We start from the raw sequence: 22,572 nt of genomic DNA on the forward strand, positions 1-22,572 counted from the left end.
TTCAGGTGCACTCCTGGTCGATCCAGCGGCCAGCGCGGAACCACTGGCCGCCGACGTTGAGGTACCAGTGGTGCGCAAAGAGGGGGTGGCCCGACATCTCGCCCTTGAAGGGCACCTCGAAGCGCAAGATGTCGGCAATGCCGTCGCGGTCGAGGTCGATCTCGTAGGCCACCACGGCCGTCTGGATGCGCACCGGCTTGGGAACTTCGGGAGGCTCGGCAGGGATGGTCCAGCCCAGGGGCTGGCGCTGGGACTTCACCGCCGCGGCGCTGGCGGGCAGCTCGGTCGTGGTGACCAGGCGGGTGAGCACCTGCGCCGTTTCCGGCAGGCGTGCATAGCGCTTGACGGGGACGACCTCGTCCCCCTCGGCCCCTGGATCCTCGAACGCCGGACCGGTGTAGTTGCCGCCGCAGTAGAAGTCCGCATTGTCGATCTGCCAGCTGCGCTTGCGCAGGGCCTGCGCGCCCACCAGGCCCTGCTGCGTGATGGCATAGATGGTGAGCGGCGGATCGAAGACCAGGTCGGCCGCCCCCACATCCCAGAAGCCGGTGACGAACTCGATCTCCGGCCCGCTGTGGCGGTTGTAGCGGCCCATGGGCGCCGCCGTGGGCACCACGGCAATGCGGCTGCCGGCCACGGCGGCCAGGCCGTCGGCCTCGGTGTCGTGCAGCAGCGCCACCTCGCCATGGCGCTTGAAGCGCGAGGACGCAATGGGCTGCAGGGCCAGGCGCAGGCCTGGCAGCTTGAGATCGGCGACAGGGTCCGGCACCGGCTTGCCGCGCGCGATCTCGTGGGCCGTGTCGGGCAGCACGCCGGCGCGCAGCAGGCGCTTGGCAGCATCGAACTCGGGTCGGGCGGGGTAGCGCACCTCGGCCCCTTCGGCGTGGCTCTTGCGCAAGGCCGGCAGTTGCAGGGCCGCGGGCCGGGGCAAGGCATTGCCATAGGCACGCAGGCGGTTGGACGACGGCGCCACCCAGAAGGCCCGGGCCGGGTCCTTCGCGGCCTGCGGCAGCGTCAACGGTTGCGCCGCCAGCAGGTTGCAGGCCATGTGCGACTGGAAGGGGATGAAGCGGATCACCTCGCCCTTGCCATCGGGGTTGAGCCGGCTGTCCCCGGTGTAGAACACCTCGCACCAGCCGTCCTGCTCGGCCAGCAGGCGCACCACGGTGTTGGCCGGCAACTGGGCCTCGACGCGGGCATCGGGCCGGGGCCGCTCGCGCAGGTTGACCCAGGAGCCCTGCACATGGCGCACCGGAGGCTCGGGCCCCAGCTGCGCGCCCGCGCCCGGCGCCCACAGAGCCGCTCCCGCAAGTGCGGCGGCCAGGGAGATCAATCCTGCCCGCCGCGGCATCACGCCACCAGCTCCGGCGCGGCCGCTGGCTGTTCCACCACACGCGCCAGCAGTGCCCCCGCATAGCGCGCGGGCAGCGGGATCCACACGCGCACCGGGTTGCCCTGGGCCACGGCCACGGGCTGGCCGTGCACGTCGTGCATGCGCTCGAGCCGCAGCTGGATGTTGCCGCTGGGGTGCACCACCTCCAGCAGGTCGCCCACGGCGAAGTGGTTCTTGGTTTCCACCTGCACCCAGTCGCCCGCCAGGCCCACGGCCTCCTGGCCGTCGGCGCCCAGCACCTCGCCCGCGAACTGGCTGCGCTGCGTGGCCGAGTGGCCGCTGATGTAGTTCTGGTAGTCCTGGCTGGGGCGGCGCTCGAGCAGGCCGCCGGTATAGCCGCGGTTGGACAGGCCTTCGAGCTCCAGCAGCAGCTCGGGGTTGAACGGCCGGCCGGCCACGGCGTCGTCGATGGCGCGGCGGTAGACCTGGGCGGTGCGGGCCACGTAGTACAGGCTCTTGGTGCGGCCCTCGATCTTGAGCGAGTCGACGCCGATCTGCGCCAGCCGCGCCACATGCTCCACGGCACGCAGGTCCTTGCTGTTGAGGATGTAGGTGCCGTGCTCGTCCTCCATGATGGGCATGAGCTGGCCGGGCCGGCCGATGTCCTCGAGCAGGTAGACCTGGTCGGCCGCCGGGTGGCGCACGCCGTCGCCGCAGGTGGAAAACGACTGCTCGGCCTCCTGCTGCGCGGCGGCGAAGTCGAAACCGGCCTCCATCTTCTGCGCCACGGCCTCGCCGGTGGTCGGGTCGACCTCGGCGCCATGCGTGGCATAGCCCCAGCGGCAGGCATTGGTGCAGGTGCCCTGGTTCGGGTCGCGGCGGTTGAAGTAGCCGCTGAGCAGGCAGCGGCCCGAGTAGGCGATGCACAGCGCGCCGTGCACGAACACCTCGAGTTCCATGTCCGGGCACTCCTGGCGGATCTGCGCGATCTCGTCCAGGCTCAGCTCGCGCGAGAGGATGATGCGCGCAACGCCCATCTTCTGCCAGAACTTCACGGCCGCCCAGTTGGTGGTGTTGGCCTGCACCGAGAGGTGCACGGGCACCTCGGGCCACTTTTCCTTGACCATCATGATCAGGCCGGCGTCGGCCATGATCAGGGCGTCGGGCTTCAAATCGATCACGGGCTCGATGTCGCGCAGGTAGGTGCGGATCTTGTCGTTGTGCGCGATCAGGTTGCTGGTCACGAAGAACTTCTTGCCGCGCGCATGCGCCTCCTCGATGCCCTGGCGGATCTGCTCCAGGCGGAACTCGTTGTTGCGCGCGCGCAGCGAGTAGCGCGGCTGGCCGGCGTACACGGCGTCGGCGCCGAAGTCATAGGCCGCGCGCATCTTGTCGAGCGAGCCGGCGGGCAACAGCAGTTCAGGGGCTTTGAGGGCGGTCATCGGGGGCCATCCAGTCGGGTTGTGGGTTGTTCAGCGCGGCACCGGCATGGCAATGGCCTGCGGGAATTCCTCGCCATCGAAGGCCTTGTCGCCATCGGCATCGGCCACGCCATTGGCCACCAGGCCCTGGAAGTCGAACTGGCGCGGGTCCATGAAGTGCGAAGGCACCAGGTTGCGCAGCGCCACGGCCATGTTCTCGATGCGGCCCGGGTACAGCTGCTGCCAGTCGCGCAGCATCTGCCCGATCTGCTTGCGCTGCAGGTTCTCCTGGCTGCCGCACAGGGTGCAGGGGATGATGGGAAAGTTGCGCAGCGCCGCCCAGCGCGTGAGGTCGTCCTCGGCCACATAGGCCAGCGGGCGGATGACGAGGTGGTCGCCACGGTCGCTCTGCACCTTGGGCGGCATGCCCTTGAGCTTGCCGCCGAAGAACATGTTCAGGAAGAAGGTCTGCAGCATGTCGTCGCGGTGGTGGCCCAGCGCGATCTTGGTGCAGCCCAGTTCGTCGGCCACGCGGTACAGGATGCCCCGGCGCAGGCGGCTGCACAGGCTGCACATCGTTTTTCCCTCGGGCACATGCTGCTTGACCACGCTGTAGGTGTCGCGCGTCTCGATGTGGAAGGGCACGCCCAGCCCCGCCAGGTAGTCGGGCAGCACCTGGGCCGGAAAACCCGGCTGCTTCTGGTCGAGGTTGACGGCGATCAGCTCGAAGCGGTTGCCATTGCGCTGCTGCAGCATGCGCAGCACGTCGAGCATGCCGTAGCTGTCCTTGCCGCCCGAGACACAGACCATGACCTTGTCGCCATCGGCGATCAGCCCGAAGTCGGCAATCGCCTGGCTGACCTGGCGCACCAGGCGCTTTTCGAGCTTGAGGGCCTCGCGGTCCGTACTGCCCGCCATGGGGGCGGGTGGTGCGGCAACGGGGGGCGAGGTGGGGGCGTCGGTCAGCATGGCGGGCAGGAGGATTCACGGCCGCAGCAGATGCTGCGGTCCAAAATTGCGATGGTATGCATAGCACCTGGCGATGGCAAAGCCATCGCCAGGATCGATTTTCGTACAGATGGGCCCACCGGCCCCGGGATTCAGGCCTCGGCCGGGTAGAACATCTTGCGCGCAGGCACGGTTTCCACCGCGCGCGCGATTGCGCCGATGTGGTCGGGCGTGGTGCCGCAGCAGCCGCCCACGATGTTCACCAGCCCTTCGGCCGCGAACTCGTGCACCAGCCGGCTGGTCACCTCGGGGGTCTCGTCAAAGCCGGTGTCGCTCATGGGGTTGGGCAGGCCGGCGTTGGGGTAGCAGCTGATGAAGGTGTCGCCGGCGACGCGGTTGAGCTCCTGGATGTAGGGGCGCATCAGCGTGGCGCCCAGGGCGCAGTTCAGGCCGATGGCCAGGGGGCGCGCATGGCGCACGCTGTTCCAGAAGGCCGTCACGGTCTGGCCCGAGAGGATGCGGCCCGAGGCGTCGGTCACCGTGCCGCTGATGATCAGCGGCAGGCGCTGGCCGCTGTTCTCGAAATACTCGTCGATGGCGAACAGCGCGGCCTTGGCGTTCAGGGTGTCGAAGATGGTCTCGACCAGCAGCACGTCGGAGCCGCCTTCGACCAGCGCCTCGGTCTGCTCGTAGTAGGCGGCACGCAGCTGCTCGAAGTCGATGTTGCGCGCACCGGGGTCGTTCACGTCGGGGCTGATGCTGGCCGTCTTGGGCGTGGGGCCCAGGGCGCCGGCCACGTAGCGCGGCTTGTCGGGCGTGCTGTACTTGTCGCAGGCGGCGCGGGCCAGCTGGGCGGACTTCAGGTTCATCTCGCGCGCCAGATCGGCCATGTGGTAGTCCTCCTGCGCGATGGTGGTCGCACCGAAGGTGTTGGTCTCGATCAGGTCGGCGCCCGCGGCCAGGTAGCGCTCGTGGATGTCGCTGATCACGTCGGGCCGGGTCAGGCTTAGCAACTCGTTGTTGCCCTTGACGTCGTAGGCAAAGTCCTTGAAGCGCTCGCCCGCGTTGCCGGGGCCGGTGTAGCCCTCGCCCCGGTACTGCGCCTCGCCCAGCTTGAAGCGCTGGATCATGGTGCCCATGGCGCCGTCGAGGATGGCGATGCGTTGGGCGAGGATGTCGGGCAGTTCCCGGGCGCGGGTGTATTGGAGGGCTTGCATCCCGCTATTGTAGAAAGCGCGGCTTTTCCCCTGCTGGCCCGGGCCGGTTACCCCTGTTGGCCAGCGGCCGCCACGTCCAGGAAGCCGCGCAGCGCCGGGCTCACCGCGTCCCGGTGCCAGGCCAGCACCCCCACCGTGGGGTGGTGCAGGCCGGCAATGGGCACAAAGCGCACGCCCTGGGCCCCGGCCCGCGCCATGGCGGCCGGCACCAGGGCCACGCCCATGCCCAGGGCGACCAGCGCCACCACCGTGAGCCACTGGCGCGCCGCATGGCGTGTGTGGGGGTGGATGCCGGCGCGGTGGAACAGGGCGATCACGTTGTCGTGGTTGGCGGGCGCCACGTCGCGCGAGAACATCACGAAGGTCTCGGCGGCCAGCGCCTGCAGGTCCAGCGTGGGGTGCTGCGCCATCGGGTGGTCCTCGGGCAGGCAGCAGACGAAGTGGTCCTCGGCCAGCGGCAGGCTGGCCAGCGGCTCGGGCACCACGCTGCTGTTGATGAAGCCGGCGTGCAGCTGGCGGTGCAGCAGCGCCTCGAGCTGCTCGCCGGTGGACATCTCGCGCAGCTGCACCTCGATGCCCGGCGCCTGCGCGCCGAAGGCGCGCACGATGGCCGGCATGTCGCGGTAGACCATGGAGCCGGTGAAGCCGATGTCCAGGCGCCCGCGCAGCCCCGCCGCCACGGCGCGCGCCGTTTCGCCCGCGCGCGCCACACGGTCGAGCACCACGCGCACCTCGGCCAGGTAGGCATGGCCCGCGGGCGTGAGCGCCACGTGCTTGCTGCTGCGCTCGAACAGCTTCACGCCCAGCTCGTCCTCCAGCGCCTTGATGCCCGAACTGAGCGGCGGCTGGGTGATGGCCAGGCGCTCGGCCGCACGGCCGAAGTGCAGCTCTTCGGCCAGCACGGCAAAGTAGCGCAGCAGGTACAGCTTCATGCGCCCATCATGCCAGCGCATGCGCGCCTCAATACGACTTGGGCAGCCCGAGCACCTTCTCGGCAATGAAGCACAGGATGAGCTGCGGACTCACGGGCGCCAGGCGCGGTATCCACGATTCGCGCAGGTAGCGCTCCACGTGGTACTCCTTGGCGTAGCCCATGCCGCCATGGGTGAAGATGGCGCGCTCGCAGGCGTGGTAGCAGGCCTCGGCCGCCAGGTACTTGGCGCTGTTGGCCTCGGCCGCGCAGGGCAGGTGCTGGTCGTAGAGCCAGGCGGCTTTCTGCACCATGAGGTGCGCGGCCTCGAGCTCCATCCACGACAGCGCCAGCGGGTGCTGCACGCCCTGGTTCTGGCCGATGGGGCGGCCGAACACCTCGCGCTCGTTGGCATAGCCGGCGGCACGGGCCAGCGCCGCGCGGCCCAGGCCCACGGCCTCGCTGGCGATCAGGATGCGCTCGGGGTTCAGGCCGTGCAGGATGTAGCTGAACCCCTTTCCTTCTTCGCCCACCCGGTCTTCCACGGGGATGCGCAGGCCATCGATGAAGACCTGGTTGGAGTCCACGCACTTGCGCCCGAGCTTGTCGATCTCGCGCACCTCGACCGTGCTGCGGTCCAGGTCGGTGTAGAACAGGCTCAGGCCCTCGGTGCCCGTGCATTCCTCCACCGGCGTGGTGCGCGCCAGCAGCAGGATCTTGTTGGCCACCTGGGCGGTGCTGATCCAGACCTTCTGGCCGTGCACCACGTAGTGGTCACCCTGGCGCACGGCCCGCGTCGTGAGCTTGAGCGTATTCAGCCCGGTGTTGGGCTCGGTCACGCCGAAGCAGGCCCGGTCGCGGCCCGCGATCAGCGGCGGCAGCCAGCGGGCCTTCTGTTGCTCGGTGCCGAAGACCACCACCGGGTGCAGGCCGAAGATGTTCATGTGCACCGCAGACGCGCCCGACAGCCCCGCGCCGGTGGCAGAGATGGTGTGCATCATCAGCGCCGCTTCGCTGATGCCCAGGCCTGCGCCGCCGTATTCCTCGGGCATGGCGATGCCGAGCCAGCCGGCATCGGCCAGGGCGCGGTGGAAATCCTCGGGAAAGCCGCCGTCGCGGTCCTTGTGCAGCCAGTAGTCGGCGTCGAAAGGGGCGCAGACGCGCTCGATGGCATCGCGGATCTGTTCGTGTTCGGGGGAGAGGGCGAAGTTCATGCGGACGCAGCGGTGGCTGAAGAAGCAGCAGGGAAGCGGACCACCCGCTCGGGCGATTCGAGGTAAGGGGGGCTGTAGATGACGAGCAACTTCACCGGTGCCTCGCTGGTCACGGTGAAAACATGCGCCACATCGGCCGGGAAGAAGCACATGTCGCCCGGCAGCATGTCAAACACCTCGCCCGCCACTTCGGCCCGGGCCGTGCCCTCCAGCAGGTAGCAGGCCTGCTCGATGCCCGGGTGGGCATGGGGCAGCGCGCCGCCGCCCGCGTGCAGGGTGCCCAGCAGCACCTCCATCTGGCGGGCGCCCACGGTCTCGGGGCCGATCAGGCGCTGGTTGTGCGTGTGCTGGTGGTTGGCCGGCTGGTAAGCGGGCACCCCGGCGCTGCGCACCAGGTAGCGGGGTGGGGTGGCAGGGGTGGTCATGCAGTGTCTCCGGCGGGCAGGTGGCAGGCGCCCTGGGCCAGCAGGGCATCGATGTCGGTGGGGGCATAGCCAGCCTCGGCCAGCAAGGCACGCGTGTGTTCGCCCAGGCGCGGGGCGGGTGCCAGTTGCCGTGCCGGCGGCGTGCCGGACCAGCGCGTGGGGTGGGCCATGGTGTGCAGCGGGCCTTCGGTCGGGTGCAGGCTGTCGTGCAGGAAGCCGGTGGCGCGCAGCTGCGCATTGGCCAGCAGGTCGGCCGGGGAGTTCATGGGCATGTGGGGCACGTCGGCCGCGTCGAGCAGGGCGCGCCATTCGGAGGTGCTGCGCCCGCGCAGGATGCGCGCCACCTCGGCGTACACGGCGTCGATGTGCGCGGCGCGCGCCCCGTGCGTGGCAAAGCGCGGGTCCAGGCCCAGACCCTCGGTCTCGCCGATGGCGGCGAAGAAGCTGCGCCAGTGCTTGTCGTTGTAGATCAGCACGCAGAGCATGCCGTCGGCCGTGGCATAGGGCTTGCGGTGCGCGGTGAGCAGCCGCGCATAGCCCGCATCGCCACGCGGCGGCTCGAAGCTGAGCCCCGCCATGTGGTCGCCCAGGACGAACTGGGCCATGGCCTCGAACATCGGCACCACGATGGCCTGGCCCTGGCCGGTCTTCTCGCGCGCATAGAGCGCGGCCGTCACGGCGTACACCGCGTGCAGCCCGGTCACGCGGTCCGACAGGGTGGTGGGCGCATAGGCAGGCTCGGGCGCGCCGTACTGCTGCATCAGCCAGGGGATGCCCGTGGCGCCCTGGATCAGGTCGTCGTAGGCGGGGCGCGCGGCGTCGGGCCCCTCCTGGTCGAAGCCGCAGCAGCTCACGTGGATGAGCCGCGGATTGCGCGCGGCCACCGCGGCGGCGTCCAGCCCCAGCCGCGCCAGTGCCTGGGGCCGCACGTTGCTGATCAGCACGTCGCAACCCTCGGCCAGGCGCAGCGCGGCCTCGCGCCCCGCGGGGTGCTTGAGGTCGAGCACGATGCTGCGCTTGCCGCCATTGGCGTGCAGGAAGATGTGGCCCATGCCCGGGTTGGCCATGGGGCCCACGTGGCGCATGTTGTCGCCCTCGGGCGTCTCCACCTTGATGACCTCGGCACCCAGTTGCGCCAGGATCTGCGTGGCGAACGGGCCCATGATGACGCTGGTGAGGTCGAGCACGCGCACGCCGGCGAGCGGGCCTGCCGTCCCGGGGGGCCTGGTATCCTGCATGGAAGGGGTTCCTCTCGGTCGGTTCATTCGGGCTTGATGCCCGCCTGGCGGATCAGGGTGCGCCAGTGGTTGAGCTGCTCGGCCACGTAGCTGGCGAACTCCTCGGGGGTCTTGCTCGGCCAGACCTGGAAGCCGATCAGCGCCAGCCTGTCCTGCGTGTCCTTGTCGGCCAGCACGGCCTGCAGCTCGGTGTTCAGGCGGTTCACCACGGCCGGCGGCATGCCGGCCGGGCCGAAGATGCCGTTCCAGGAGGTCAGGTCGAAGCCCTTGGCCGTCTGGCCGATGGGCGGCACGCCCGGCAGCAGGGGCGAGGGCTGGGCCGTGGTGATGCCCAGGGTGCGCACCTTGTCGCTCTTGAGCATGCTCATGCCCGAGCCCAGGTCGGCCACGTAGACCTGCACCTGCCCGCCCACCAGGTCGGTCATGGCCTGCGGGCTCGACTTGTAAGGCACGCTCAGCAGGTCGATGCCGGCGATGTGCTTGATGCTTTCCATCGCCACCAGCGAGGTGCTGTTGGGCGTGGCGTAGCTGAGCTTGCCGGGGTTGGCGCGGGCGTAGGCGATCAGTTCACCCAGGGTTTTGGCCGGCACCGAGGGGTGCACGGCCAGTGCGAACGGCAGCTCGCCCACGCGCGCCACGGGCGTGAAGTCCTTGATCGGGTCGTACTTGAGGGCCGAGTAGAGCGCCGGGTTGGCCGAATGCGAGGTGTTGGTGGTCATGAACAGCGTGTAGCCGTCGGGCCTGGCCTTGGCGGCGATCTGCGCGGCCACCTGGGCATTGGCGCCGGGCTTGTTGTCCACCAATACCGGTTGCTTGAGCCGCTCGGCGAGCTTCTGGCTGACGGTGCGGGCCACCGAATCGGTGCCGCTGCCGGCCGCGAACGGCACCACCAGGGTGATGGGCGCGCTGGGGTACACGGCTTGTTGCGCCCCTGCCGACAGGCTGGCCGCCGCCACGGCGCAGGCCGTGAGCACGGCCCGGAAGATGTGATGCATGTCTTTGTCTCCTGGATGGGTGTACGGACACCCCTTGTGCCGGGGCTGGACCGCATCTTGTCCGGGGCAGCCATTTGCGTCCAATTGGATAATCGGACCGATCCATTCGCATTGCGAATCGTTGGCTGCGGCACCGGGTTGGCCCGAACCGGGCGCCTGCACAGCGCACAATAGGCGCCTTTGCCCGCCGCCGCAGATGCGCGCGCCGGCGCCGTTGAACACCCACCCGACCAGGCTGCCGCCCTTTTGCCATGCGCTGCGGCAGCTATCAAAAGGAGAGTCATTGAGTCCGTCACCCGCCCATACCGTCCTGCACGACGTCTTTGGCTACGAGCAGTTCCGGGGCCCGCAGCAGGACATCGTCGAGCATGTGATCGGCGGCAGCGATGCGCTGGTGCTGATGCCCACGGGCGGCGGCAAGTCGCTGTGCTACCAGGTGCCGGCCATCGTGCGCCAACAGCAGGGGCGCGGGGTGACCATCGTCATCTCGCCCCTGATCGCGCTGATGCACGACCAGGTGGGCGCCCTGCACGAGGCGGGGGTGGACGCGGCCTTCCTGAACTCCACGCTGAGCTTCGACGAGGCGCAGGACGTCGAATTCCGCCTGCAGACCGGCGCCATCACGCTGCTCTACGCGGCACCGGAGCGGCTGAACACGCCGCGCTTCCTGGGCCTGCTCGACAGCCTGTACAACGAAGGGCACCTGTCGCTCTTCGCGATCGACGAAGCCCATTGCGTGAGCCAGTGGGGCCACGACTTCCGGCCCGAGTACCGCGCCCTCACGGTGCTGCACGAGCGCTATGCCGGCGTGCCGCGCATCGCCCTCACGGCCACGGCCGACGACCTCACGCGCGCCGACATCATCGAGCGCCTGCAACTCGAGGACGCGCGGCTGTTCATCAGCAGCTTCGACCGCCCCAACATCCGCTACACCATCGTCGAGAAGAAGGACGCCACCACCCAATTGCTGCGCTTCATCGAGCGCGAGCATGCGGGCGAGGCCGGTGTGGTGTACTGCCAGTCGCGCAAGCGCGTGGAGGAGCTGGCCTCCACCCTGAGCGACGCGGGCCTGACCGCCCTGCCCTACCACGCGGGCCTCGATACCAAGGTGCGCCAGAAGAACCAGGACCGCTTCCTGCGCGAAGAAGGCATCGTGATGGTGGCCACCATCGCCTTCGGCATGGGCATCGACAAGCCCGATGTGCGCTTCGTGGCGCACGTGGACATGCCCAAGAACATCGAGGGCTACTACCAGGAGACCGGCCGGGCCGGCCGCGACGGCCTGAACGCCGACGCCTGGATGGCCTACGGCCTGAACGACGTGGTGAACCAGCGCCGCATGATCGACGAGAGCCCCGCGGGCGAGGAGTTCAAGCAGGCGCTGCGCGGCAAGCTCGACGCGCTGCTGGCCCTGGCCGAGGCCACCGACTGCCGCCGCGTTCGCCTGCTGGCCTATTTCGGCGAGGAGTCCACGCCCTGCGGCAACTGCGACAACTGCCTCACACCCCCGGCCATCTGGGATGCGACCGACGCGGCGCGCAAGCTGCTGTCCACCATCTACCGGGTGCAGCAGGTCAGCCGCATCGGCTTCGGCGCGGGCCACATCATGGACATCCTGCGCGGCAAGCAGACCGAGAAGGTGGCGCAGTTCGGGCACGACAAGATCTCCACCTTCGGCATCGGGGCCGACCTGTCCGAGCCCCAGCTGCGTGGTGTTTTGCGCCAGCTGATCGCCACCGGCGCCCTGGGCCTGCAGAAGGTGATGCTCGACAGCGGCCACAGCTTCGACACCCTGTGCCTGACCGAGGGCTCGCGCGCCGTGCTCAAGGGCGAGGTGCCGGTGCAGCTGCGCGAATCGGTGTCGGCCGCGCCGGCCAAGCGCACCCGCAAGGGCAGCGCGCCGCCAGCCGCCGCCGCCAACCTGGGGCCCGATGCGCAGGTGCGCTTCATCAACCTCAAGGCCTGGCGTGCCGAGGTGGCCAAGGAGCACAACCTGCCGGCCTACGTGATCTTCCACGACGCCACGCTGGCCGCCATCGCCGAGCGCAACCCGGCCACACAGGAGGACCTGCAGGGCATCAGCGGCATGGGCGCGAAAAAGCTCGAGGCCTACGGCAGCGAGGTGCTGCGCGTCTGCGCGCAGTAGCCTGCGCCGCTCAGCGGCCAGGCTTCTTGCCCGGCAGCAGGGTCGCGGTGATGGCCCGGCCGATCTGCTCGAAGGCCTTGCCAGCCTCGCCGTGCTCGTCCAGGTCTTCGGCGCAGGTGGCCACCACGATGGCGGCGCGGCCGCCGTCCTGCGGGTTGACCACGCCCATGTGGCAGGCGCGGTGCAGCTGGGTGCCCGTCTTGTGGATGAAGCGCTCGCTGCGCGGCAGGCCGGCTTCGAGCCGGTAGGCATCGTAGGTAGCGTACTTGAGGTCGGTGAACAGGCGCTGCTGGTGCGCGGGCGAGAGCAGCTTGCCGGTGACCAGCTTCTCCAGCATACCGCCATAGGAGGTGAGCGGTGCGGAATTGAGGCCGCGTGCGTAGTAGCGCCGGTAGGCCTCGTCCATGGTCTTCACGCGGAAATCCGCCTTGTCCACCTCGATGGTGCGGGCCAGCGCGTCCACGCGCTGCGGCCCCATGGGCGCGGCCGCCAGGCGCACCAGGTCCATGTTGCTCATGGTGAGCGCGTCGGGGTGCAGTTCGGCATACACGTCGTAGCGCACCTGCGCGAAATTGGTGATGCGCTCGAAGCCCTTGCCCCCCAGCAGCTCGCGCGCATGGCGGTTGAGCGCCTCGTCGCCGATGCTGCGCATCAGCATGTTGGCGGCTGTGTTGTCGCTCTCCATCAGCATGCGCTTGAGCAGTGCATCCACCCGGTAGCGGGTGCCGGCCTTGTTCCAGACCACGTTGCCCGAGCCATCGACCTTGTCCGTGTCCTGCAGCGTGACCTGCTCGGCCAGGCTGTGCCGGCCCTGCTCGATCTCCTGCAGCACCGCGATGGCCACCGGCAGCTTGGCCGAGGAGCCCAGGTACCAGGGCCGCTCGGCCTGGTAGGACAGCACTTCGCCGTTGTCCAGCCGCTTCACATAAACGCCGAGCCGGCCGGGCGTGGCGGCGTCGATGCGTTCGATCTGCTGGCGCAGCGCGTCGCTCCAGGCGGCGCCCTGCGCAGCCAGGCTAGCGCTCGCCAGGATCAGCGCGGTGCACCACGCGCGCCACGGGGGGACACTCTGGGTCATGGGTTCGTCCGTCGGTCAGCAATCCAGACTGGCACAGGGCCGCCCCCACGTCGCGCAGGGCACGGTCTGAACGCGCGCTGGACAGCTCTCCACGCGTGCAGGCGACCACGATAACGCGCCGGTCCCGGCCGAGACGTGGGACAGTGACCAATCCGGAGTCGCAGGTGCGCGCCCTTTGCGTGCCCGTTTTGTGCGCAAAGCGCGCCGCCTTGGGCAGGCCGGCCTGCACGCGGTAGACCCCCGTCTGCACCCGCTCCATCACCGCCAGCAGGTAGCGCGTGTGCTCGGGATTGACGATCTTGCCGTGGACCAGCAGCTCCAGCAGGTCGGCATAGGCATCGAGCCGGCCCGAGTTCAGCCCGCCCGCATAGTAGGCCTCGAAGGCCTCGCCCACGCTGGGCAGCAGGAAGGACGAGGCCGGCACGTGCAGCAGGCGCGCGAGCACCTGCATGCGCTCTGCATCGCTGCGTTGCTGCTTGATCACCAGGAAGTCGTGGCCCGACAGGTGCGAGGCCTGCGGCGTGAGCTGGCCGTAGGCGTGCCGGCGCACGTCGGCCAGGCTGGTGATGCGCTCGAAGCCGCGCGGCACGAGCTGCTCGACCAGGGCATTCACCGCGCGGATGCCGACCAGCCCGATCAGCATGTCGCTGGCCGTGTTGTCGCTGTAGATGACCATCTGCTCAAGCAGGTAGCGCACGCTCAGCGCCGTGCCCACGGCCTTGGAATTGGTCTGGCCCGCGCCGTCCACGTAGTCCGAGGCGCGCACGCGCAGTTTCGTGTCCAGCGTGAATTCGCCGCGCTCCACCGCCTGCAGCACCGCCAGCGCGACCGGCACCTTGACGGTGGAGGCCAGGTACCAGCGCTCCATGCCACGGTGCGATACGGCGATGCCGGTCTCCAGGTCGCGCACGTAAACGCCGATGCCGGCCGTGTTCTGCGCCGCCACCTGGACCAGTTCGGCCTGCAGCAACTCGGGCCAGGCGGGGCGCGGTGACGGGGCGCCCTGGGCCTGCGCAGGGCCTGCGGCCAGCGCCGCAGCGGACAGGGTCAACGAAAGGATGAAAGCCTGCAGACGGGCGATGGCGGGCACCTCCGCAAAACTGCAACGGTACACCGCCCCCCCGTGGGGCCGGTAACACTGTGTGATCCCGAAGGTTACCGCGCCCGCACGCTCATGGCTCCTGCAGCAACGGCGAGCGCAGGATGATCTGCGCGGTGGCAAACAGGTGGGTGTCGATGGCCGCAAAGGCCCGCGCCTTGTCGCGCGCCAGCGCCGCTTCCATGATGTGGCGGTGCTCGCTGCGCACATCACGCACGTCGGTGCTCAGCGGCACCGACAGCCGGCGGTAGCGCTCGCTCTGGCGATAAAGCATGTCGCGCATGCGCAGCAGCCACTGGTTGGGGCAGGCACTGACCAGGGCCTCGTGGAATTCGCCATGGGCATCGTTCCAGGCGGTGGTGGAGCGCGCCTCGGCCTCGGAGGGCAGGGACTGCAGGCGTTCCATGCGGTGGGCCGCCGCAACGATGCGCGTCTCCCACTCCACATCGCCATGGTCCATGGCCTGGCCCAGGCACAGCGATTCCATTTCCACCCGGGCACGGGTCAGGTCCAGCAGCTCGTCCTTGCTCACCGGGCTCACGCGGTAGCCGCGGTGCGACTCGCCCACCACCATGCCCTCGGCCCCCAGGCGCGACAACGCCTCGCGCACGGCGCCCAGGCTCAGCTCCAGCCGCTCTTCGACGGCCTTGATGTTCAGCTTGGCGCCCGGCGGCAGGCGCCCGTCGAGGATTTCGGCACGGATCAGGTCGCACGCCGTCTCGGCCTGGGTGCGCTTGGGGAGGGTGGTCAGCATGTCAGTCCAGATTTTATCCGGGAATCTACCAACACACAAATAATAGATTATTCGATCAAATATATATCCGTGCGGTCCGGACTCCGTCCTTTGATCGCCCACCAGGAGACTTGATGAAATTGCTTCGCTTCCAGTCGGCCGGCCACAGCGGCTGGGCTGTTTACCAACCGGCCACCGGCGCATGGCATGGCACGACCCAAGGTGCGGCCGGCTACCCCGGCGACGTGGACGACCTGCTGCGCCAGGGACGTGCGGCGCTGGACGCCGCTGCCGCTGCCATGGCCCGCCAGGACGCCGTGGACCTGGCCGCCGTGCAGTTGCTGGCACCCGTGGCCCGGCCAGCCAAGATCATCTGCGTGGGCCTGAACTACCGCGACCACACGGCCGAGAGCGGCTTCGTGCAGCCCGCCTACCCGACCCTGTTCGCGCGCTTCAACTCCAGCGTGATCGCGCACGGCGCACCGCTGCTGCACTCGCCGCTGTCGGATTCGCTCGATTTCGAGGGCGAGCTGGTCGCGGTGATCGGCACCGGCGGCAGCCGCATCACGCGGGACAACGCACTCTCCCACGTGCTGGGCTACTCGGTCTTCAACGACGCCAGCGTGCGCGAATACCAGTTCAAGACGCCGCAGTGGACCATGGGCAAGAACTTCGACGGCACCGGCGCCTTCGGCCCCTGCCTGGTGACCGCCGACGAGCTGCCGCCGGGTGCGCGCGGCCTGCGGCTGGAAACCCGGTTGAACGGCCAGACCGTGCAGTCGGCCAATACCGACGACATGGTGTTCGACATCGAGTCGCTGATCGTCACCATCAGCGAGGCCATCACGCTGGAGGCAGGCGACCTGATCGTGGCGGGCACCCCGGCCGGCATCGGCCATGCGCGCGAGCCGCGCCTGTACATGAAGCCCGGCGACACCTGCGAGGTGGAGATCGAGCGCATCGGCCTGCTGCGCAACCCCGTGCATGCCGCAACCGCCACGGCGCCCCGCCCCTTCGAGCCCGCCACCGCATAACGCCCACCCCCAGGAGACTGCCATGCCATTGAACCGATTGCTGCGCGCCACCCTCATCGGCACGCTCACCGCCCTGGTCGCCCTCGGCGTCCAGGCCCAGGACGCCAAGCCCCGCACGGCCCGCTTCGGCCATGGCTTGGCCGACAACCACCCGGCCGGCCTGGCGGCCAAGCAGTTCGCCGCCGACATGGACAAGGCCACCGGCGGCAAGATGAAGATCACCGTGATCGCCAACCAGGCCCTGGGGCCCGACCCGCAGATGCTGGGCGCCCTGCAGGGCGGCGTGCAGGAGTTCTACACCGGCAGCGCGCTGGCGCTGCTCGGCCAGGTCAAGGAACTGGGCTTCCAGGACGTGCCCTTCCTGTTCAACACCGAGGCCGAGGCCCACGCAGTGTTCGACGGCCCCGTGGGCCAGCAGCTCAACACCAAGCTCGCCGCCGTGGGCATCCACGTGCTGGGCTGGTGGGAGAACGGCTTTCGCCACATCACCAACTCGCGCCGGCCGGTGAACAAGATCGATGACCTCAAGGGTCTGAAGCTGCGCACCCAGCCCAACCCGCTCACGCTCGACGCCTTCAAGGCCATCGGCGCGAACGCCTCGCCGCTGCCCTGGTCAGAGCTCTTCGTGGCGCTGGAGACCAAGGCCTTCGACGGCCAGGAAAACCCCATCGTGCTGATGTACACGCAGCGCTTCTATGAAGTGCAGAAGTACATGACGCTCTCGGGCCATGTCTACTCGCCGCTGATCTTTGCCGTGTCCAAGAAGTACTGGGACAGCCTCTCGGCCGACGAGAAGCAGATGATGACCACCGCCGCCAAGAGCGCCACCACCTACCAGCGCAAGACCACGGCCGCCGAGGCCGGTGCGGCCCTGCAGGGCATGAAGGACAAGGGCATGCAGGTGACACAGTTCTCCGAGGCCGACCTGCAGGCCATCCGCGACCGGGTACCGCCAGCCATCGCGCCGCACCTGGAGAAGATCGGCCCGGAGTTCATGGCCCTGGTGCGCAGCGAGATCGCCAAGGCGCGCGCCGCGACCAAGCCGCAGTGAGCGACATGGCTGCCCACCCTGCCCTGCCGCCCGCCTTCCTCGATGCCCTGGGCCAGCTGCTCGGCCCGCGCCTGTCCACCAGCCTGGCGGTGCGCGAGCACCACGGGCGCGACGAGTCGATCTTTGCCGCCATGCCGCCCGATGCCGTGGCCCATGCGCGCACGCGCGACGAGGTGCTGGCCATCGTGCGCCTGTGCCGCGACCACCGCGTGCCGCTGGTGCCCTATGGTGCGGGTTCGTCGCTCGAAGGGCATACCCTGGCCACGCGCGGCGGGCTCACGCTGAACCTGCAGCAGATGGACCGGGTGCTCGCCATCCATCCCGAGGACCAGACCGCCACGGTGCAGCCGGGCGTGACACGCAAGGCGCTCAACGCCGAGTTGCGCGATACGGGCCTGTTCTTTCCCATCGATCCGGGGGCCGACGCCACCATCGGCGGCATGTGCGCCACGCGCGCCAGCGGCACCAATGCCGTGCGCTACGGCACCATGCGCGAGAACGTGCTCAACCTCACCGTGGTGACAGCCGATGGCGAGGTGGTCAAGACCGGCCAGCGCGCGCGCAAGTCGGCTGCGGGCTACGACCTCACGCGCCTGTTCGTGGGCTCCGAGGGCACGCTGGGCGTGGTGGTGGAGGCCACGGTGCGCCTGTACCCGCTGCCCGAGAGCGTGATGGCGGCCGTGTGCGCCTTCCCCGACATCGATGCCGCCGTGCAGGTGGTGGTGCAGACCATCCAGCTCGGTGTGCCGATCGCGCGCTGCGAGTTCGTCGACGCCACGGCCATCCGCGCGCTCAACGGCCATAGCCGCACCGGCCTGCCCGAGCAGCCCCACCTGTTCTTCGAGTTCCACGGCAGCGCAGCCGGCGTGCAGGAACAGGTGGACACCGTGCAGGCCCTGGCCATGGACGGCGGCGGCGCGCAGTTCCAGTGGGCCAGCAGCCCCGAGGAACGCACGCGCCTGTGGGAAGCCCGGCACAACGTCTACTTCGCGGCGCTGCAGCTGCGCCCAGGCTGCCGCTCGGTGGTCACCGATGTCTGCGTGCCGATCTCGCGCCTGGCCGAATGCGTGGGCCAGACCGCGCAGGACCTGCAGCGGTCGGGCATGCTCGCGCCCATCGTCGGCCATGTGGGCGACGGCAACTTCCACGTGCAGATGCTGGTGGATGCGAACGACCACGCCGAGGTGGAGCAGGCCGAAGCGCTCAACGCACGCCTGGTGCGGCGCGCCCTCGCCATGGACGGCACCTGCACCGGCGAGCATGGCGTGGGCCTGCACAAGCAGGGCTTCCTGCTTGACGAACTCGGCGCCGCCCCGGTGGCGCTGATGCGCCAGATCAAGCACGCCATGGACCCGCACAACCTCATGAACCCCGGCAAGGTCTTCGCGTTTTGACGCGACCTGTCCACCCTTTCCGCCCACTTTCCATGAAGCAACTCATCCACTGGTATTTCAAGGCGCTGGAGGGGGTCGTCGTGCTGTGCCTGGCCGCCATGTGCGTCATGGTCTTCGGCAACGTGGTGCTGCGCCACCTGTTCGACTCGGGCATCAACATCTCCGAGGAGCTCTCGCGCTTCATGTTCATCTGGCTGATCTTCCTGGGCGCGATCCTCGCCATGCGCGAGGGCGGCCACCTGGGCATGGACATGGTGGTGCACCGCCTCTCGGGCAAGGCGCTGTTCGCGGCCGTGCTGCTGGCCCAGTGCATCACGCTGGCCTGCTGCGCGGTGCAGCTGTGGGGCCTGCTGCGCCAGCACGCGCTCAACATGGCCAACACCGGCCTGGTGACCGGCATCTCGCTGGGCGTGGTGTATTCGGTGGCCTACCTGTGCGCGGTGTCCATCGGGGTGATGACGGTGGTCAACATCGCGCGGCTGCTGAGCGGGCGGGTAAGCCCCGCGTCGCTGGTTGCCGTGAGCGAAGAAGGGGCCTAACACCATGGTCGTCGCCGTCTTCGTGCTCTCGCTGCTGGCCGCCATGGCCCTGGGCGTGCCCATCGCCTTCTCGCTGATCGCCTGCGGCATGGCGATGATGTTCTACATGGACCTGTTCGATGCGCAGATCATCGCGCAGAACATGCTCTCCGGGGCCGACAGCTTTCCGCTGATGGCGATTCCCTTCTTCGTGCTCGCGGGCGAGCTCATGAATGCCGGCGGCATTTCGCGGCGCATCGTCGACGTGGCCGGTGCCTGGGTCGGGCACTTCAAGGGCGGGCTGGGCTATGTGGCCATCTTCGCCTGCGTGGTCATGGCCTCGCTGTCGGGCTCGGCCATCGCCGACACGGCCGCCGTCGCTGCGCTGCTGATCCCGATGATGCGCAAGGCCGGCTATGACATCCCGCGCGCGTCGGGGCTGATCGCCTCGGGCGGCATCATCGCGCCGGTGCTGCCGCCGTCCATCGGCTTCGTGATGCTCGGGGTGGTGGGCAACATCTCCATCACGCAGCTGTTCATCGCCGGCATCGTGCCGGGCCTGATGATGGCGCTGGCGCTGGTGTTCACCTGGATCTACCAGTCCCACCGCGACGACATGCCGCGCGGCGAGCGCATGCCCCTGCGCCAGCGGATCTCGGCCACCGTGGCGGGCTTCTGGGCGCTGCTGCTGCCGCTGCTGATCGTGGGCGGGCTCAAGGCGGGCTACTTCACCCCCACCGAGGCCGCTGTGGTGGCCGTGTTCTACGCGCTCTTCATCGGCTTCGCGGTGTACCGCGAGCTGCGCTGGTCGCAGCTCTACGGCCTGTTGCTCGCCAGCGCCAAAACCTCGGCCGTGGTGATGTTCCTGGTGGCGGCGGCCCAGGTCTCGGCCTGGCTCATCGCCGCCGCCAACATCCCGATGGTGGTGGCCGACATGCTGCAGCCCCTGGTGGGCAGCCCGGTGCTGCTGATGCTGGTGATCATGGCGCTGATCTTCGCCGTGGGCACGGCGCTCGACTTCGCGCCCACCATCCTGATCCTGGTGCCGGTGCTGATGCCGGTGGTGCGCATGGCAGGCATCGACCCGGTGTACTTCGGCGTGCTGTTCATCATGAACAACGCCATCGGCCTGATCACCCCGCCGGTGGGCACGGTGCTCAACGTCGTCTGTGGGGTCGCGCGCGAGCGCATGGAGCCGGTGATCCGCGCCGTCATGCCCTACCTGCTGGCGCAGACAGCGGTGCTGCTGCTGCTCACCCTGTTCCCGCAGCTGGTGATGGTGCCGCTGCGCTTCTTCACCCGTTAGGGGGCGGTGCCGCCGGGGCGGCGTGCCAACGGAACAAAAGGCCCCCGGTCAGCGCACAAGGGGGCCTTGCGGCGCCACAATGGCACCCATGCTGACCCTCCAAGACATCCACGCCGCCGCCGCCCGCGTCCAGGGCCATGTGCTCGACACGCCCTGCGTCGAGTCCAAGACGCTCTCGCAGATCGTGGGCGCGCAGGTCTTCCTCAAGTTCGAGAACCTGCAGTTCACCGCTTCCTTCAAGGAGCGCGGGGCTTGCAACAAGCTGGTGCAACTGAGCGCCGAGGAGCAGGCGCGCGGCGTGATCGCCATGAGCGCCGGCAACCATGCCCAGGGCGTGGCCTACCATGCGCAGCGCCTGGGCCTGCGCGCGGTGATCGTGATGCCGCGCTTCACCCCGGGGGTGAAGGTGCAGCGCACGCGCGGCTTCGGGGCCGAGGTGGTGCTGCATGGCGACACACTCGAAGAGGCACGCGCGCACGCCTACCAGTTGGCCGGCGAGCGCCGCCTTACCTTCGTGCACCCCTACGACGACGAAGCCGTGGCCGCGGGCCAGGGCACACTGGGGCTGGAGATGCTACAGGCGGTACCCGACCTCGACACGCTGGTCATCGCGGTAGGCGGCGGCGGCCTGATCTCGGGCGTGGCCACGGCGGCCAAGGCGATCCGCCCGGGCATCGAGATCGTGGGCGTGCAGACCACGCGCTTCCCGGCCATGGTCAACGCCATCCAGGGCACACAGCACCCGCAGGGCACCTCGACCATCGCCGAAGGCATTGCCGTGGGCACGCCGGGCAAGATCACGCAGGAGATCGTCAAGCGGCTGGTGGACGACCTGGTGCTGGTGGACGAGGGCGACATCGAGCAGGCCGTGCTCATGCTGCTGGAGATCGAGAAGACGCTGGTCGAAGGTGCGGGCGCCGCCGGTCTGGCCGCTCTGCTGCGCTACCCCGAGCGCTTCCAGGGCAAGAAAGTCGGGCTGGTGCTGTGCGGGGGCAACATCGACCCGCTGCTGCTGGCCGCCATCATCGAGCGCGGCATGGTGCGCTCGGGCCGGCTGGCACGCGTCAAGGTCAGCGCGCGCGACGTGCCCGGGGTGCTGGCGCGCATCACCGCCATGGTGGCCGACACGGGCGCCAACATCGAGGAGGTGCACCACCAGCGCGCCTTCACCATGCTCGCCGCGCAGAACGTGGAGATCGAGCTGGTGCTGCAGACGCGCGGCAAGGCCCATATCGAAGAGGTGCTGGAACACCTGCACGACGGGGGCATGGAGGCCGTCTTGATCTGACGGGCTTGGGCCTGCCCCGCACACCGGCTAGAATTGGCCAAGTTTTAAGCACCTGGAGCCCCGCCATGTCCGACCACAACACCCCGCACGCCCCTGAAGAACATCCGGCCGACGCCGTGGAAAACGTGGTCCCGCTGATGCCCATCGTGCTGCCCGTGGTGGGCGGCATCATGATGTTTTTGCTGGCGTTCATCGCCGTGAACATGGCCTGATCGCCACGGAGCGCCCCACACGCCCCATGGCAAGCCCCGCGCAGCGGGGCTTTTTTTTGCCCTTTTTTTCATCCACAGCCTGGAGTTCGCCATGAGACCCGGAAGCGCATTGGTTCTTTTCTCCGGTGGACAGGATTCCACCACCTGCCTGGCCTGGGCGCTCACGCATTTCGCCCATGTCGAGACCGTCGGCTTCGACTACGGCCAGCGCCACCACATCGAGCTCACCGCCCGCCAGACCGTGCTGGCGGCCATGCGCGAGCGTTTTCCCGAGTGGGCTGGCCGCCTGGGCGAAGACCATATGCTCGACCTGGCGGTGCTGGGCCGCATCAGCGACACGGCGCTGACCAGCGAGACCGAGATCCAGATGACGGCCGCCGGTCTGCCCAACACCTTCGTGCCCGGGCGCAACCTGCTGTTCTTCAACTTGGCCGCCGCCGTGGGCTACCGGCGCGGGCTGCACACCCTGGTGGGCGGCATGTGCGAGACGGATTTCTCGGGCTACCCCGATTGCCGCGACGACACCCTGAAGGCGCTGCAGGTGGCGGTGTCGCTGGGCATGGGCCAGCGCTTCACCTTCGAGACGCCGCTGATGTGGCTGGACAAGGCCGAGACTTGGCAACTGGCCAAGGACCTTGGCGGTCAGGCGCTGGTGGACGTGGTCCTGGAGGAATCCCACACCTGTTACCACGGTGTGCGCGGCGAGCGCCACGCCTGGGGCTACGGCTGCGGCACCTGTCCCGCCTGCGCCCTGCGCAAGGCGGGCTACGAGCGCTGGACAGGGAACGGCCGCGGCTGAACCATCGTCAGGTCCGCATAACCCCATGCTTTTTTTGCATGGTTTTAGGACCTTTCTGACAGACAAGTTGGCGGCAGATTCATAAAATCGACATCCCAGCCGACCCGCGGAATCCGTGGAATCCGTCCTCCACCCCGTGGGGATGAACCGCGCCCCGCCCGCCGACTGAGCAAGAAAGCCGTTTTTTCAAAGGCAGCGCTCAGCATCCGCACC

At 68.9% G+C, this 22,572-nt stretch carries 21 protein-coding genes; 9 read left to right on the top strand and 12 right to left on the bottom strand.

The features are described 5' to 3' along the window. Position 1: 1 nt before the first annotated feature. From PMI14_RS29160 to PMI14_RS29200, 9 genes are all read right to left on the bottom strand, one after another. On the bottom strand, positions 2-1,333 hold the full coding sequence (locus PMI14_RS29160) for an SH3 domain-containing protein (protein WP_238541926.1): 1,332 nt from the start codon (positions 1,331-1,333) through the stop codon (positions 2-4). Positions 1,334-1,350: 17 nt separating this feature from the next. Then, positions 1,351-2,775, bottom strand: a complete 1,425-nt coding sequence (yegQ, locus tag PMI14_RS29165) for a tRNA 5-hydroxyuridine modification protein YegQ (RefSeq protein ID WP_007860474.1) — start codon at positions 2,773-2,775, stop codon at positions 1,351-1,353. Between the two features lie 30 nt (positions 2,776-2,805). Beyond that, positions 2,806-3,672, bottom strand: coding sequence for a tRNA 2-thiocytidine(32) synthetase TtcA (gene ttcA / locus PMI14_RS29170; protein ID WP_052024537.1), 867 nt, complete (start codon positions 3,670-3,672; stop codon positions 2,806-2,808). 182 nt (positions 3,673-3,854) lie between these two features. Then, a complete protein-coding gene (locus PMI14_RS29175; RefSeq protein ID WP_007860476.1) occupies positions 3,855-4,919 on the bottom strand; it encodes a homocysteine S-methyltransferase family protein in 1,065 nt (354 codons plus the stop codon). Between the two features lie 47 nt (positions 4,920-4,966). After that, positions 4,967-5,851 (bottom strand): LysR substrate-binding domain-containing protein, encoded by an 885-nt coding sequence (locus tag PMI14_RS29180; RefSeq protein ID WP_035206280.1) that lies wholly within the window; start codon positions 5,849-5,851, stop codon positions 4,967-4,969. Positions 5,852-5,879: 28 nt separating this feature from the next. Then, entirely contained in the window at positions 5,880-7,043 is a 1,164-nt protein-coding gene (locus PMI14_RS29185) for an acyl-CoA dehydrogenase family protein (protein ID WP_007860478.1), read from the bottom strand. Further along, entirely contained in the window at positions 7,040-7,468 is a 429-nt protein-coding gene (locus PMI14_RS29190; protein ID WP_007860479.1) for a cupin domain-containing protein, read from the bottom strand. Before PMI14_RS29190 ends, PMI14_RS29185 begins: the two co-directional genes overlap by 4 nt. Further along, positions 7,465-8,706: a CaiB/BaiF CoA-transferase family protein gene (locus PMI14_RS29195; protein ID WP_007860480.1), complete on the bottom strand. Its 1,242-nt coding sequence runs from the start codon at positions 8,704-8,706 to the stop codon at positions 7,465-7,467. Before PMI14_RS29195 ends, PMI14_RS29190 begins: the two co-directional genes overlap by 4 nt. A 23-nt stretch (positions 8,707-8,729) precedes the next feature. After that, positions 8,730-9,701 (bottom strand): tripartite tricarboxylate transporter substrate binding protein, encoded by a 972-nt coding sequence (locus PMI14_RS29200; protein WP_007860481.1) that lies wholly within the window; start codon positions 9,699-9,701, stop codon positions 8,730-8,732. A 283-nt stretch (positions 9,702-9,984) separates the two neighbouring features. Here PMI14_RS29200 and recQ point away from each other — a divergent pair, with 283 nt between their 5' ends. After that, positions 9,985-11,847 carry a DNA helicase RecQ gene (gene recQ, locus PMI14_RS29205; RefSeq protein WP_007860482.1) on the top strand — a complete coding sequence of 621 codons (1,863 nt, stop codon included), beginning with the start codon at positions 9,985-9,987 and terminating at the stop codon, positions 11,845-11,847. A gap of 10 nt (positions 11,848-11,857) precedes the next feature. Here recQ and PMI14_RS29210 read toward each other — a convergent pair whose 3' ends face one another. The 3 genes from PMI14_RS29210 to PMI14_RS29220 form a co-directional block, all read right to left on the bottom strand. After that, on the bottom strand, positions 11,858-12,925 hold the full coding sequence (locus tag PMI14_RS29210) for a serine hydrolase (protein ID WP_007860483.1): 1,068 nt from the start codon (positions 12,923-12,925) through the stop codon (positions 11,858-11,860). Next, positions 12,864-14,015 (bottom strand): serine hydrolase, encoded by a 1,152-nt coding sequence (locus tag PMI14_RS29215; RefSeq protein ID WP_238541927.1) that lies wholly within the window; start codon positions 14,013-14,015, stop codon positions 12,864-12,866. The genes PMI14_RS29210 and PMI14_RS29215 overlap by 62 nt, the downstream gene beginning before the upstream one ends. An 82-nt stretch (positions 14,016-14,097) precedes the next feature. Continuing rightward, the gene (locus PMI14_RS29220; RefSeq protein WP_007860485.1) at positions 14,098-14,778 is read right to left on the bottom strand and encodes a GntR family transcriptional regulator; all 681 of its coding nucleotides are present in this window, start codon (positions 14,776-14,778) and stop codon (positions 14,098-14,100) included. Positions 14,779-14,891: 113 nt separating this feature from the next. Between PMI14_RS29220 and PMI14_RS29225 the strand changes: the two genes are divergently transcribed. The 8 genes from PMI14_RS29225 to queC all read left to right on the top strand — a co-directional run bounded on the left by PMI14_RS29225 (position 14,892) and on the right by queC (position 22,359). Next, positions 14,892-15,791: a fumarylacetoacetate hydrolase family protein gene (locus PMI14_RS29225; protein WP_007860486.1), complete on the top strand. Its 900-nt coding sequence runs from the start codon at positions 14,892-14,894 to the stop codon at positions 15,789-15,791. Between the two features lie 22 nt (positions 15,792-15,813). Beyond that, positions 15,814-16,842 carry a TRAP transporter substrate-binding protein gene (locus PMI14_RS29230; protein ID WP_007860487.1) on the top strand — a complete coding sequence of 343 codons (1,029 nt, stop codon included), beginning with the start codon at positions 15,814-15,816 and terminating at the stop codon, positions 16,840-16,842. Positions 16,843-16,847: 5 nt separating this feature from the next. Beyond that, positions 16,848-18,236 (top strand): FAD-binding oxidoreductase, encoded by a 1,389-nt coding sequence (locus tag PMI14_RS29235; protein WP_007860488.1) that lies wholly within the window; start codon positions 16,848-16,850, stop codon positions 18,234-18,236. A 32-nt stretch (positions 18,237-18,268) separates the two neighbouring features. Next, positions 18,269-18,775 (top strand): TRAP transporter small permease, encoded by a 507-nt coding sequence (locus tag PMI14_RS29240; protein ID WP_007860489.1) that lies wholly within the window; start codon positions 18,269-18,271, stop codon positions 18,773-18,775. A gap of 4 nt (positions 18,776-18,779) precedes the next feature. After that, positions 18,780-20,060, top strand: a complete 1,281-nt coding sequence (locus tag PMI14_RS29245; protein WP_007860490.1) for a TRAP transporter large permease subunit — start codon at positions 18,780-18,782, stop codon at positions 20,058-20,060. Positions 20,061-20,148: 88 nt separating this feature from the next. Then, entirely contained in the window at positions 20,149-21,348 is a 1,200-nt protein-coding gene (locus tag PMI14_RS29250) for a threonine ammonia-lyase (RefSeq protein WP_007860491.1), read from the top strand. Positions 21,349-21,413: 65 nt separating this feature from the next. Then, positions 21,414-21,560: a hypothetical protein gene (locus PMI14_RS35375; RefSeq protein WP_007860492.1), complete on the top strand. Its 147-nt coding sequence runs from the start codon at positions 21,414-21,416 to the stop codon at positions 21,558-21,560. A 91-nt stretch (positions 21,561-21,651) separates the two neighbouring features. Then, entirely contained in the window at positions 21,652-22,359 is a 708-nt protein-coding gene (queC, locus tag PMI14_RS29255; protein WP_007860493.1) for a 7-cyano-7-deazaguanine synthase QueC, read from the top strand. The last annotated feature ends 213 nt before the right edge of the window (positions 22,360-22,572 follow it).

Source organism: Acidovorax sp. CF316 (assembly GCF_000276605.1).
GTDB lineage: Bacteria > Pseudomonadota > Gammaproteobacteria > Burkholderiales > Burkholderiaceae_C > Acidovorax.